Source organism: Citrobacter sp. S46_ASV_140 (assembly GCF_018919545.1).
In the GTDB taxonomy this organism is placed as follows: domain Bacteria; phylum Pseudomonadota; class Gammaproteobacteria; order Enterobacterales; family Enterobacteriaceae; genus Citrobacter; species Citrobacter braakii.
In genome coordinates this window covers 1-14,308 of the sequence record NZ_JAHLRC010000090.1, presented here as the reverse complement: position 1 = coordinate 14,308, position 14,308 = coordinate 1, and the positions used below count along the sequence as shown (strand labels likewise).

At 50.8% G+C, this 14,308-nt stretch carries 11 protein-coding genes; 8 read left to right on the top strand and 3 right to left on the bottom strand.

The features are described from left to right. Window positions 1-501: 501 nt before the first annotated feature. From KQJ19_RS18120 to KQJ19_RS18095, 6 genes are all read left to right on the top strand, one after another. Window positions 502-2,133 (top strand): sensor histidine kinase, encoded by a 1,632-nt coding sequence (locus tag KQJ19_RS18120; protein ID WP_103767205.1) that lies wholly within the window; start codon window positions 502-504, stop codon window positions 2,131-2,133. Then, entirely contained in the window at window positions 2,130-2,849 is a 720-nt protein-coding gene (dcuR, locus tag KQJ19_RS18115; RefSeq protein ID WP_016155419.1) for a two-component system response regulator DcuR, read from the top strand. The genes KQJ19_RS18120 and dcuR overlap by 4 nt, the downstream gene beginning before the upstream one ends. 297 nt (window positions 2,850-3,146) lie before the next feature. After that, window positions 3,147-3,449 (top strand): hypothetical protein, encoded by a 303-nt coding sequence (locus KQJ19_RS18110; RefSeq protein ID WP_131341598.1) that lies wholly within the window; start codon window positions 3,147-3,149, stop codon window positions 3,447-3,449. 118 nt (window positions 3,450-3,567) lie between these two features. Beyond that, window positions 3,568-4,908 (top strand): anaerobic C4-dicarboxylate transporter DcuB, encoded by a 1,341-nt coding sequence (gene dcuB, locus KQJ19_RS18105; protein WP_003031873.1) that lies wholly within the window; start codon window positions 3,568-3,570, stop codon window positions 4,906-4,908. 96 nt (window positions 4,909-5,004) lie between these two features. Further along, the gene (gene fumA / locus KQJ19_RS18100; protein ID WP_016155418.1) at window positions 5,005-6,651 is read left to right on the top strand and encodes a class I fumarate hydratase FumA; all 1,647 of its coding nucleotides are present in this window, start codon (window positions 5,005-5,007) and stop codon (window positions 6,649-6,651) included. A 147-nt stretch (window positions 6,652-6,798) separates the two neighbouring features. Beyond that, on the top strand, window positions 6,799-7,416 hold the full coding sequence (locus tag KQJ19_RS18095) for a DUF2238 domain-containing protein (protein ID WP_019077832.1): 618 nt from the start codon (window positions 6,799-6,801) through the stop codon (window positions 7,414-7,416). Between the two features lie 26 nt (window positions 7,417-7,442). On the opposite strand, the gene KQJ19_RS18090 is transcribed toward KQJ19_RS18095, so the two are convergent. The 3 genes from KQJ19_RS18090 to melA all read right to left on the bottom strand — a co-directional run bounded on the left by KQJ19_RS18090 (window position 7,443) and on the right by melA (window position 10,578). After that, entirely contained in the window at window positions 7,443-7,697 is a 255-nt protein-coding gene (locus KQJ19_RS18090; RefSeq protein WP_016155416.1) for a SemiSWEET transporter, read from the bottom strand. Window positions 7,698-7,699: 2 nt separating this feature from the next. Then, window positions 7,700-9,130 carry a melibiose:sodium transporter MelB gene (gene melB, locus KQJ19_RS18085; RefSeq protein WP_216403941.1) on the bottom strand — a complete coding sequence of 477 codons (1,431 nt, stop codon included), beginning with the start codon at window positions 9,128-9,130 and terminating at the stop codon, window positions 7,700-7,702. 92 nt (window positions 9,131-9,222) lie between these two features. After that, window positions 9,223-10,578, bottom strand: coding sequence for an alpha-galactosidase (gene melA, locus KQJ19_RS18080; protein ID WP_049259806.1), 1,356 nt, complete (start codon window positions 10,576-10,578; stop codon window positions 9,223-9,225). 269 nt (window positions 10,579-10,847) lie between these two features. On the opposite strand from melA, the gene melR reads away from it, so the two are divergent. Beyond that, window positions 10,848-11,780 (top strand): transcriptional regulator MelR, encoded by a 933-nt coding sequence (gene melR, locus KQJ19_RS18075; protein ID WP_047499581.1) that lies wholly within the window; start codon window positions 10,848-10,850, stop codon window positions 11,778-11,780. Window positions 11,781-12,057: 277 nt separating this feature from the next. Then, window positions 12,058-14,308, top strand: a 2,251-nt coding sequence (gene adiA, locus KQJ19_RS18070; protein WP_216403940.1) for an arginine decarboxylase, incomplete at its 3' end; no start/stop codon positions are given.

Here is a 14,308-nt window from a genome sequence, read left to right as displayed (position 1 = left end):
CTTCGAGTGCCCACACAGATTGTCTGATAAATTGTTAAAGAGCAGTTGCGACGCGCTTTAGCGCTCTGTCGCGAGGTGGCGTATATTACGCTTTCCTCTTTCAGAGTCAACCCTCATTTTCAGGTTTTTCTCTTCAACCGAACCGGCTGTTTGTGTGAAGTGATTCACATCCGCCGTGTCGATGGAGGCGCATTATAGGGAGTTTCCCGCGGCCCGCAACCCTTAAATTGCAGAAAAATGACTGACCGCTGCATTCCACAGCAAAACCCCGCCTTATACCCATTTACACACAGAGTTATCCACAATCGTAAGCAAAATAGTGGTCACCCTCCCTGAAAGAAGTGAAAGCAGATAAGGAAATCTCTATATAAAAAGAGACTCGCTCTACGTTATATATAGAAGAAAAGCCCAGGCAGCCCATGCCCCATCATCCCTACCACCTTTGAATTACGCATCCCATCAGGCGATAATACCCATACAAACCGTGATTCCAGGACCGTGATGAGACACTCTCTGCAACGTACTGCTATACGCAAACGCCCAATGAAGCTCGGCACTACCGTGATCCTCATGGTCAGTGCGGTACTCTTCTCCGTGCTGCTTGTCGTTCATCTGATTTATTTCTCGCAAATCAGCAACATGACGCGCGATGCATTAGCGGGTAAAGCGCTTGCGGTCGCACGAACGCTGGCAAACTCCCCGGAGATCCGCCAGGGGCTAATGAAAAAGCCCGAGGAAAGCGGTATTCAGGCGATTGCCCAGGCGGTGAATAAAAGCAACGATTTTTTGTTCATCGTCGTCACCGATATGCAAAGCATTCGTTACTCCCATCCCGAAGCGCAGCGAATCGGTCAGCCGTTTAAAGGCGATGACATTTTGCTGGCCCTGCAAGGGAAAGAGAATGTCGCCATTAATCGCGGATTTCTGGCGCAAGCCCTACGCGTATTTACCCCTATTTATGACGAGCATCACCGGCAGATAGGCGTCGTGTCGATCGGCCTTGAGCTAAGCAGGGTGACTGAGCAGATCAATAACAGCCGTGGCAGCATCTTTTGGTCCATCTTATTTGGCGTGCTGGTTGGGCTGCTCGGCACATGGGTATTTGTCAAAGTCCTCAAGCGTATTCTGTTTGGTCTGGAGCCTTATGAAATCTCCAATCTGTTCGAACAACGCCAGGCGATGCTGCACTCTATAAAGGAAGGCGTCATTGCCGTTGACGAGTGCGGTGAAGTGACGCTGATAAACCAGGCAGCACAAGAATTGCTGGATTACCACAAATCGCAAGACGATGCCCAGCTCTCCACGCTCAACCACGCATGGTCAAAAGTGGTCGATTTTTCACAGGTACTGCATGACGGAACGCCGCGTCGCGATGAAGAGATCATGGTGAAGGATCGGCTACTCTTAATTAACACGGTTCCGGTACTCAGCAACGGTAAAATCATCGGGGCCATTTCAACATTCAGAGATAAGACTGAAGTCCGAAAATTAATGCAACGACTGGACGGCATGGTCAACTATGCCGACGCACTTCGTGAACGATCCCACGAATTCATGAATAAATTGCACGTGATTCTGGGATTATTGCATCTGAAAAGTTATAAGCAGCTTGAAAATTACATCCTGAAGACCGCGAACAGTTATCAGGAAGAGATTGGCTCACTATTAGGAAAAATAAAATCCCCGGTGATCGCAGGATTTTTACTCAGTAAGATTAATCGCACATCTGATTTAGGCCATAGCCTGGTGATCAGCAATGAAAGCCAGTTGCCGGAAAACAGCAACGAAGATCAGGTGGCTGTGCTGATTACCGTTCTGGGGAATTTAATTGAAAACGCCCTGGAGGCGCTAGGTCAAGAACCTGGTGGCGAGATCAGCGTATCCTTGCATTATCGACACGGCTGGTTGCATTGCGAAGTGAATGACGATGGTCCGGGGATTGCCCCCGAACACATTGAGCACATCTTTGAGAAAGGCGTTTCGTCAAAAGGAACCGAACGGGGCGTTGGTTTAGCACTTGTTAAACAACAGGTTGAAAACGTTGGCGGCAATATTTCCGTCGAGTCAGAACCTGGGATCTTCACCCAATTTTTTGTACAGTTACCGTGGAATGGTGAGAGGGCCAGCAGATGATCAATGTCTTAATTGTCGATGACGATGCAATGGTAGCGGAATTAAACCGCCGTTATGTCGCGCAACTCTCCGGTTTTCATTGCTGCGGCACAGCCTCCACGCTGGAGAAAGCAAAAGAGATAATCTTTCATAGCGGTAATCATATCGATTTGATTTTGCTTGATATTTATATGCAAAAAGAAAACGGTCTGGATCTGTTGCCTGTATTGCACAGCGAAGGTTGCAAGTGTGATGTCATTGTCATCTCTTCCGCCGCTGACGCGACCACCATCAAAGACTCTCTCCACTATGGTGTCGTTGACTACCTGATCAAACCGTTCCAGGCGTCCCGTTTTGAAGAGGCGCTGACCGGCTGGCTACAGAAGAAAACCGAGATGGAAAAGCATCAGTACTATGAACAGTCTGAGCTTGACCAGTTGATTCACGGCAGCTCCTCCAATGAACAGGAAGCGCGGCGCTTACCTAAAGGATTAACGCCACAAACGTTACGCACGCTGTGCCAGTGGATTGATGAGCATCAGGATCAGGAATTCTCCACCGATGAACTGGCCAACGAGGTCAATATCTCGCGCGTTTCTTGCCGTAAATATCTTATCTGGCTCGTCAATTGTCACATCCTATTTACCAGCATCCATTATGGCGTAACCGGTAGACCGGTTTATCGTTACCGCGTTCAGGCTGAACATTACTCATTACTAAAACAATATTGCCAATAAAAACAATTTGGGATTATTTGTTATTTGAAAGTAACAATTATTAAAATAATGAAAAATCCCTTCTTTTCTGAATCATGCTGCAGAATTATAAATTTGCGTTAGATCAAATATATTTGTATCCAGCATGTTAAATGTATTATTTTAATATTGATTAACGTCACACTGTTTTTAATTTCAAAATCGCTAACAAAAGTTAATTAAGTATTATCTAGCTCGCAGAGTGTGTATTTTTACCCATAAAGGATTAGTCTGAAATTAACCAGACATACAAAATCTAGACTGGTAGCAATGGAGACCATGCTACGTACCATGGACACCGTACATTTTTGTGAGCAAATAAAAGTATCCGCACGCCAACCTCATCACATTATGAAATGGCGTGAGCGTGATCACACAAATAACCTACTCACCCATTCTGTCGGTGGTTCACGTAATAGCGGAAAACGCAAAACAGATAAATTACAGCGTCAACCGCAGCTCTCCATGTCCAGCTCTGCCTCCCATCGCCTGAGGATTCTCTCCTCTGATCAAAGCCACAGAAAAAAGCTAAATATCGCCATAACGTTAAAAAAACATTCTAGCAAGACATTTGAACATTAATCGCAAATACGGACATATCGAATACTGACCATTTTTTGATGCCTATTCCGGCAAAAAAGAATGTGGCACAGATCCATTTTTCAAAAAATTGACTGGTTTTTTCGCGAGGGTAAATAAAATGTTATTTAGTATACAACTTCTTATAATATTAATATGTTTGTTTTATGGTGCCAGAAAGGGCGGTATCGCGCTGGGTTTATTAGGCGGTATCGGCCTGGTCATTCTGGTTTTCGTTTTCCATCTCCAGCCGGGTAAACCACCTGTAGATGTAATGCTGGTTATTATTGCCGTGGTGGCCGCATCGGCAACCTTGCAAGCCTCCGGCGGCCTTGACGTTATGCTGCAAATCGCTGAAAAGCTGCTGCGCCGTAACCCAAAATACGTTTCCATCGTCGCCCCGTTCGTTACCTGCACCCTGACGATTCTCTGCGGTACAGGCCACGTGGTATACACCATCCTGCCAATCATTTATGACGTTGCCATTAAGAACAATATTCGCCCGGAACGTCCGATGGCAGCGAGTTCTATCGGTGCGCAGATGGGGATTATCGCCAGCCCGGTGTCCGTGGCCGTTGTATCACTGGTCGCAATGCTGGGTAACGTAACGTTTGAAGGCAAGCATCTTGAATTCCTCGACCTGCTCAGCATCACTATCCCGTCTACCCTGTTGGGTATCCTGGCGATCGGTATCTTCAGTTGGTTCCGCGGTAAAGATCTGGATAAAGATGAAGAATTCCAGAAGTTTATTTCCGTTCCTGAAAACCACAACTACGTTTATGGCGATACCGCCACACTGTTAGACAAAAAGCTGCCGAAAAGCAACTGGCTGGCCATGTGGATCTTCCTTGCCGCTATCGCCGTTGTTGCCGTGCTCGGCGCGTTCTCTGAGCTGCGCCCTACCTTCAGCGGCAAACCGCTGTCAATGGTACTGGTTATCCAGATGTTCATGCTGCTGACCGGTGCGCTGATTATTATCCTGACGAAGACCAATCCCGCTTCAATATCTAAAAACGAAGTCTTCCGTTCCGGTATGATCGCGATTGTGGCGGTGTACGGTATTGCCTGGATGGCCGAAACAATGTTCGGCGCGCACATGACGGAAATCGAAGGTGTGCTGGGCAATATGGTGAAAGAGTATCCGTGGGCCTATGCAATTGTTCTGCTGTTGGTTTCCAAATTTGTAAACTCCCAGGCTGCGGCGCTGGCGGCAATTGTTCCGGTCGCACTGGCAATTGGGGTTGATCCAGCGTACATCGTTGCTTCCGCTCCGGCATGTTACGGTTACTACATTCTGCCGACTTACCCGAGCGATCTGGCGGCTATTCAGTTTGACCGTTCCGGCACCACCCACATTGGCCGTTTCGTTATCAACCACAGCTTCATTCTACCTGGGTTGATCGGCGTGAGCGTATCCTGTGTCTTTGGTTGGATCTTCGCTGCAATGTACGGTTTCCTGTAATTACAGTGCGCGTGCCGTCCGCTTTGGAACGGCACGCCACCGTCAAGACACAGAGAATTTTAAAATTCCTGAGAAAAATGAAAAGGCTGGAAGCAAATGTCAAAAGTTGAATTCACTTATCAGGCGGCTTTCCCACTGGGGGAAGACAAAACTGAGTACTACCTGCTGACCTCCGATCACGTCAGCGTCGGCGAGTTTGAAGGCGAAACAATCCTGAAAGTAGCCCCTGAAGCACTTACGCTACTGGCCCAACAAGCCTTCCACGATGCCTCCTTCATGCTCCGCCCTGAACACCAACAGCAAGTCGCCTCAATTCTCCATGATCCCGAAGCCAGCGAAAACGATAAATACGTAGCGCTGCAGTTCCTGAGAAACTCCGAAATCGCGGCTAAAGGCGTATTGCCAACCTGCCAGGACACCGGTACGGCAATTATCATGGGTAAAAAAGGTCAGCGCGTCTGGACCGGTGGTGGCGACGAAGCGGCACTCTCCAAGGGCGTATTTAATACCTATATTGAAGATAACCTGCGCTACTCGCAAAACGCGGCGCTGGATATGTACAAAGAAGTGAATACCGGCACCAACCTGCCCGCACAAATCGACCTGTACAGCGTGGACGGTGACGAATACAAATTCCTGTGCGTGGCCAAAGGCGGCGGTTCAGCGAACAAAACCTATCTGTATCAGGAAACCAAAGCGCTGCTGACGCCCGGCAAACTGAAAAACTTCCTGGTTGAGAAAATGCGCACGCTGGGTACCGCAGCATGCCCGCCGTACCACATTGCATTCGTCATTGGCGGCACGTCAGCGGAAAGCACCCTGAAAACGGTGAAGCTGGCCAGCACACACTACTATGACGCACTGCCGACTGAAGGTAATGCGCACGGCCAGGCGTTCCGCGATCTGCAACTGGAACAGGAACTACTGGAAGAAGCGCAGAAACTCGGCCTCGGCGCCCAGTTTGGCGGGAAATACTTCGCGCACGATATCCGCGTGATCCGCCTGCCTCGCCACGGCGCATCCTGCCCGGTTGGTATGGGTGTGTCTTGCTCCGCAGACCGTAACATCAAGGCCAAGATTAACCGCGAAGGGATCTGGATCGAAAAACTGGAACATAACCCAGCCCAGTACATTCCGGAGTCGCTGCGCCAGGCAGGCGAAGGTGAAGTGGTTAAAGTTGACCTTAACCGCCCAATGAAAGAGATCCTCGCTCAGCTCTCTCAGTATCCGGTTTCTACCCGTCTGTCGCTGAGCGGCACCATCATTGTCGGTCGCGATATTGCCCACGCGAAGCTAAAAGAACGTATTGAATCCGGCGAAGGTCTGCCGCAGTACGTGAAAGATCACCCTATCTACTACGCGGGCCCGGCCAAAACACCTGCGGGTTATCCGTCCGGCTCTTTAGGGCCAACCACTGCGGGTCGTATGGACTCCTATGTTGACCTGCTACAGTCTCACGGTGGCAGCATGATCATGCTGGCAAAAGGTAACCGTAGCCAGCAGGTGACAGACGCCTGCCATAAACACGGCGGCTTCTATTTAGGCAGCATTGGTGGCCCGGCAGCGGTACTTGCGCAGCAGAGTATTAAACATCTGGAATGCGTGGAATACCCGGAGCTGGGTATGGAAGCTATCTGGAAAATCGAAGTCGAAGATTTCCCGGCTTTCATTCTGGTCGATGACAAAGGCAACGATTTCTTCCAGCAAATCGTCAGCAAACAATGCGCTAACTGCGCGAAGTAACCCATTCGGCCCGGCACTGGACTGACAACAGATTTTTGGCGTCAGTCCAGTGATCCCCCCGGGCCAACTTTATCCCCCCATTTACTGGCGTTGAATTTTTGCCGCTCACAGGGAATAGTAACCTTTTCCATTACTTGTGAATTCGCCATGCTCCGCACACTGAACTCCACAATCTTGCACTCTGGCGCGTTGCTTCTGGCGCTAATACTTATCTACACCGGTATCTCTGCCACGGAGAAAATCACCTGGCTAATGGAAGTTACGCCGGTCATTATTGTCGTCCCACTGTTGCTGGCGACCGTGAAGCGCTACCCGCTGACGCCATTGCTCTACACGCTCATTTTCTTGCACGCCATCATTCTGATGGTCGGCGGTATGTATACCTACGCTAAAGTCCCTGTCGGTTTTCAGGTTCAGGAGTGGCTGGATCTCAGTCGTAACCCCTATGACAAGCTGGGTCACTTCTTCCAGGGTCTGGTGCCCGCCCTGACGGCAAGAGAGATTTTAGTGCGCGGTAATATTGTTCGTGGCCGCAAAATGCTGGCATTTTTGGTCTGCTGCGTGGCGCTGGCGATTAGCGCGATGTATGAGCTGATCGAATGGTGGGCAGCGCTGGCGATGGGTCAGGGAGCAGATGATTTTCTCGGGACGCAGGGCGACCCGTGGGATACCCAGTCGGATATGTTCTGCGCCCTGCTCGGTGCGCTCACCACGGTGCTCGTGCTGGCGGGCTGGCACAACAGACAGTTAAAAACTGCCGGATAGCGCTGACGCTTATCCGGCAATCTGCCCTACCCATTGCGAGACTTGATAACCAGAATCGGCAAGGCGAACAGGAGTGTCAGAAAGTTCGCCATGCTGACGGCAGTATCTTCAATCAATAATCCATAAATCAGCCACAACACCAGCCCACACACAAACATTACATACATTAAACCGGAGATACCCTGCGTGTTGCGGGTGGTAATGACCTTAATCGCTTGCGGTAAGAATGAGAGCGTCGTCAGGCTAGCCGCCAAATACCCAATCCACGAATGCCATTCCATAGCTACGCCTTCACATCACCTGGGGTGACTATCGCAATAGCCGGGATATCCGGTTGCTCATGGTGCTGCGGCACCTTACGGTACTTATCCAACAAATGAATCTGGACCCTGCGCAGCGTGTCGCCGTTCAGTCGGTAAAAGCGGAAGTAAAGGACTAAGGTCACCACAAAAAAGAGTGCTGGTAGCGCGATCATAATGAATTGCATACCAACAATGGTTTCTGCAGACTGCGCGACATTCGGCGCGTAATTAATCACCCCAAGTATCACTGCGATAAAGAAAGCGGCAAACGCTGACCCTCCTTTTACCACCATCGTCTGCACTGAATAAGCGATACTTTCACAACGTACATTCAGTTTGTATTCACCGTAATCAACGGTATCCGCCACCATAATGACCTGCAACACCCAGAAAAGCGCTGAACCAATATTCAGTAAAATACCAGCAATAACAATGAGTAAGATGTTATGGAAACCGGCTAACGCCATCACCAGCAGCACGATACAGCTGAGCACCGGCAGCACGGATGCCCCAGCCCACAGGATCCGTCGTGACAACGCTTTTACCAATCGAGGAAAGAAAATCAGCGTCAGCAGGTTTGCCGCTCCTGCGTAAGACATGTAGTACGGGAAGAGGCTTGCATCGCCAATCACATAAGTAAAATAGTAAATGGCAAAGCCAGCAATGATATTGGCGGCAATGTTGTAAGCCAGCGCCATGCCTAGCAGGCAGGATAACTGGTCGTTTTTATAGATGAGCCCAACGATCGCTTTCAGCCCAAGACGACTGCTGTCCGCCGTTGCCTCGCTATCTGACGAATAAACCTCATGCACATTACGCAGCGTAACAACGGTAGAAACGATAAAGAATGCAATCAGCACCAGCGTAAACATCTGGAAACCAAAGCCGCGATCGACCCCGCCAACATAGCTCACAAAGGGCAGCGTTACCCCGGCGGTGACAAACCCAGCCAGGCTTGCGAAGAAACGAGGAAACGGCACCAGTTGTTCACGCTCGCGTTTATCCAGCGTAATAGTTGGCACCAGCGACCAGAATGGAATATCCATAATGGTGTAGGTCATTCCCCATAATATATACGTCACGCACACAAATACGACTTGTGCAGTGCCCTCAAACAAATGTGCGCTAAAAAGCAAAAACAGCACCAATGAGTTCGCCAGCGTACCAAGTAAGATCCAGGGTTTAAATTTTCCCCACCGCGACCGGGTGGCGTTCACAATCCAGCCCATGATGGGATCGTTTACCGCATCCCAGACCCTTGCCGCCAGGAACAACGTTCCGACCAGCCCCACCGATAATCCCACCACGTCGGTGTAGTAATACATCAGGTACATGTACACAATACCGATGGCGAAATCCTTACCAAACGCTCCAAATCCGTAACTGAGTTTTGTTTTCAGAGAGATGCTCATAGGGTATCGGGTCGCCGTTACCAGCGCCCGCCTTCTGTTAGAGGAAACGTCAGAGGTTAAACGCCGGATGCTCTGCCCGGCGTAATGGTGTGTTAACGGTGTAACCAGGCCGGCAGCCAGTCGCCATGAGACGCGATCAGGTCGTCCACCAGCGCATAAATCTCCTCAATCCCCAATACCGCGGCGGTATGCGGATCCATCATCGCCGCGTGATAAACGCGATCGCGATTTTCCGTCAGAATGGCTTCCGTTAGCAGGGTCTGAACATTGATATTGGTTTGCATCATGGCCGCCAAATGTGACGGGAGAGTACCCACCTTCGTTGGCTGGATACCATTCGCATCGACCAGGCAAGCCACCTCCACGCAACAGCCTTGCGGCAGGTTATCGATCAGATGGTCATTGCGAACGTTGCCATACACCACGCTCGGTTCACCGGTCCAGATAGCGTTCATGATAGTGCTGGCATATTCACGTGACGGTTTAATCTCGATCCGCGCCGCCGTTTTGTACTCTTCCAGCTCTTTGTTCCAGTTCGCCAGCTGTTCCACACAGCGTTTTGGATACTCATCCAGTGGAACCTTATAGCGCTCAATCAGATCCTCACGCCCTGGTTTGATAAACCACGGCGTATATTCCGCGAAATGCTCCGACGACTCAGTGACGAAATAGCCCAGCTTTTTGAACATTTCATAGCGCACAATGTTCTGACAACGGGTATTACCGTGAAGATTCGGTTTCGGCGCCTGACCAGATTCATAGGCCGCCAGCAGCTCCGGATAGAGATTCACATAAGCACCGTCAGCCGTTTTACGCTCAAGTTCCAGATAAAACGCCATATGGTTGATCCCGGCGCAGCGATAGCGCAAAGAGGCCGGGTCGATGTTCAAATCGCGGGCCAGCTCCTCCGCTGTCCCTTGCACCGAGTGACACAATCCAACCTGCTTAATATGCGGATAGCGCGCATACATTGCCCAGGTGTTCATCGCCATCGGGTTAACGTAGTTAAGCATAGTGGCCTGCGGGCAGACTTCGGTCATATCCTCACAAATCTGCCATAAATGCGGGATAGTGCGCAGCGCGCGCATAATGCCGCCTGGCCCCAACGTATCGGCAATCGTCTGCTCCAGACCATGACGTTTACACACCGCAAAATCGGTAACGGTACAAGGTTCATAGCCACCAATCTGGAAAGCGACCACCACAAAATCAGCATCCTGCAATGCCGCTTTTTGATCGGTATAGCAGGTGATACGCCCGGACGCGCCCGCTGAGTCCATCAACTTACGCACCACAATGTGTGACTCTTCCAGCCGAGTAGGATTGACGTCCATCAAGGCGATATGCGCAGATTTCAGCGCATCGCGATGAAAGACGTCCCCGAGGATATTTTTGACGAAAATCGTGGAACCGGCGCCGATAAAGGTAATTTTGGGTGCAGACATCATGACTCTCCAGAACATTAGTGAACACAGTCATGGTGGCACAGCGCATTGATGAAAACTTCCGACTTCCCTGGCGAGCATTCCCATAAACTCAGATCGCCTCTTTGTCCCATACTGGATCTGAGTTTATGGGACAAAATTGCACAAAAAGCAGAGTATGCGGCCCCAAAATCTCACTATGCTCAATGATATCGGTCCGATTTGTGTCCTGATTCTCAGCCTTAATGCGCAGCAAATGACATGATTCTGATAATTCAGGAAATGGAGCAACCATGAGTACATTACCGACATCGCCTCTTCCCCCCGATCCGCACATGTGCAGCAGCGATGAAGAGCAAACCCGCAGCCCATTGTCGTTGTACTCAGAATATCAACGGATGGATATTGAGCTGCGCTCACCGCATGCTATGCCTGCCAGCCACTGGCATGGGCAGGTGGAGATTAATGTGCCGTTTGATGGCGACGTTGAGTACCTTATCAACAACGAAGTGGTGCAGATAAAACAGGGACACATTACGCTTTTCTGGGCCTGTACGCCGCATCAGCTCACGCGTCCGGGCCGCTGCCAAAGCATGGCTATCTTCAATTTACCGATGCACCTTTTCCTTTCCTGGCCGCTGGATCGCGAACTGATCAACCACGTTACCCATGGCATGGTCATCAAATCGCTGGCATCGCAGCAGCTAAGCACCTTTGAAGTTCAGCGCTGGCAACAGGAGCTGAGCAACCCGAACGAGCAAATTCGCCAGCTCGCCATTGATGAAATTGGTCTGATGCTCAAGCGGTTTAGCCTTTCCGGCTGGCAGCCAATCCTGGTCAATAAAACTTCGCGGACGCACAAAAACAGCGTTTCGCGGCACGCCCAGTTTTACGTAAGCCAGATGCTGAGTTTTATTGCCGATAACTACGATCAGGTGCTCACTATCAACGACGTCGCGGAACACGTGAAGCTCAACGCCAACTACGCGATGGGGATTTTCCAGCGCGTGATGCAACTCACCATGAAGCAGTACATCACCGCAATGCGGATCAATCACGTCCGCGCATTGCTTAGCGATACCGATAAAACCATTCTTGACGTCGCGTTGACCGCCGGATTCCGATCCAGCAGCCGTTTTTATGACACCTTCAGCAAGTTTGTCGGCATGTCGCCGCAGCAGTACCGCAAACTGAGCCAGCAGCGCCGGCAAACAATGGCTGGCTGAGCAGCCAGAAACCACCGGCGTTACTCCAGCCTACGATCCCTATCGTTCGCCGATATCAGTATCAGCCAAAAAAATAATCCCCCTGTCGATAAACAGCGATGAAAAATCGCCAATAAGTAAACATAACTATTTGTTTAAAAACAAATTAAACACAAATCAGACTATTTATCACCCGCTTTACAGCCCATTTTGTCAGGATAATACTTGCCTGCGTCACATTCATACGGTGTGTCTGCAATCCATAAATTGCAACCTTTCCACAACCGGGTAAAAGATGATGAAAGTATTAATTGTTGAAAGTGAGTTTCTGCATCAGGACACCTGGGTCGGTAGCGCTGTCGAACGTCTGGCTGATGCATTAAGCCGCCAAAATGTTACCGTCATTAAGTCCACCTCATTCGACGATGGTTACGCAATCCTCGCCGCTAATGAAGCCATTGATTGCCTGATGTTTAGCTATCAAATGGAACAACAAGACGAGCACCTGAACGTCAGGCAATTGATCGGCAAGCTCCACGAGCGCCAGCAAAACGTTCCCGTTTTCCTGCTGGGCGATCGCGAAAAAGCCACCGCATCGCTGGATCGCGACCTGCTGGAGCTTGTCGATGAATTCGCCTGGATTATGGAAGATACCGCAGACTTTATCGCCGGACGTGCCGTTGCGGCGATGACCCGTTACCGCCAGCAGCTTCTGCCGCCACTGTTCAGCGCGCTGATGAAGTACGGCGACATCCATGAATACTCCTGGGCGGCGCCTGGTCACCAGGGCGGTGTCGGATTTACCAAAACGCCGGCGGGTCGTTTTTACCATGATTACTACGGTGAAAACTTATTCCGTAGCGACATGGGTATTGAACGCGCATCGCTCGGCTCACTGCTGGATCATACCGGCGCATTTGGCGAGAGCGAAAAATATGCCGCCCGCGTGTTTGGCGCTGACCGCTCCTGGTCTGTAGTGGTTGGGACATCCGGCTCTAACCGCACCATCATGCAGGCTTGTATGACCGACAACGACGTCGTGGTGCTGGATCGTAACTGCCACAAATCTATCGAGCAGGGGTTGATCCTCACCGGCGCAAAACCGGTGTACATGGTGCCAAGCCGCAACCGGTACGGCATTATCGGCCCTATCTACCCGCAGGAAATGCAGCCTGAAACATTGCAGAAAAAAATCAGCGAAAGCCCGCTGACCAAAGGCAAGGCCGGGCAAAAACCGTCTTACAGCGTTGTGACCAACTGTACTTATGACGGTGTTTGCTACAACGCCAAAGAGGCCCAGGACCTGCTCGCGCAAACCAGCGATCGCATCCACTTCGATGAGGCCTGGTACGGCTATGCTCGCTTTAACCCAATTTATGCCGATCACTACGCTATGCGTGGCGCGCCGGGCGATCATAACGGTCCTACCGTTTTTGCGACCCACTCGACCCACAAACTGCTGAACGCGCTCTCTCAGGCGTCTTACATTCACGTCCGTGAAGGTCGTGGGGCCGTGAACTTCTCCCGCTTTAACCAGGCGTACATGATGCACGCCACCACCTCTCCGCTGTATGCCATCTGCGCATCAAACGACGTGGCGGTCTCCATGATGGACGGCAACAGCGGTCTGTCGCTCACCCAGGAAGTGATCGACGAAGCGGTCGATTTCCGTCAGGCCATGGCGCGTTTGTACAAAGAATTTTCCGCCGAAGGCGACTGGTTCTTCAAACCGTGGAACAAAGAAGTGGTGACTGACCCGCAAACCGGCAAAACTTATGACTTTGCCGATGCGCCAACCCAACTCCTGACCACTGACCAGAACTGCTGGGTGATGCGTCCGGGTGAATCCTGGCACGGGTTTAAAGACCTGCCGGATAACTGGAGCATGCTGGACCCAATCAAAGTCAGTATTCTGGCGCCGGGGATGGGCGATGATGGCGAACTGGAAGAGAGCGGCGTACCGGCAGCGCTGGTCACCGCCTGGCTTGGCCGCCACGGTATCGTGCCGACCCGTACCACCGATTTCCAGATTATGTTCCTGTTCTCAATGGGGATTACCCGTGGGAAATGGGGCACGCTGATCAATACCCTGTGCTCATTCAAACACCATTACGATGCCAATACACCGCTGGCGCAGGTGATGCCAGAACTGGTTGAGGAACATCCTGACACATACGCCAACATGGGCATTCACGATCTGGGCGACACCATGTTTGCCTGGCTGAAAGAGAACAACCCTGGCAGCCGACTCAACGCGGCCTACTCCGGCCTGCCTGTTGCTGAAATCACCCCGCGTGAAGCCTATAACGCGATAGTCAGCGATAACGTTGAGATGGTGGCCATTGAAAATCTGCCGGGTCGTATAGCTGCGAATTCCGTGATTCCTTACCCACCGGGAATTCCAATGCTGCTGTCCGGGGAAAACTTTGGCGACGCCAATAGCCCGCAGATTAGTTATCTACGTTCGTTGCAGTCCTGGGACCACCACTTCCCTGGATTTGAACATGAAACCGAAGGAACGGAAATTATTGACGGTGTATATCACGTCA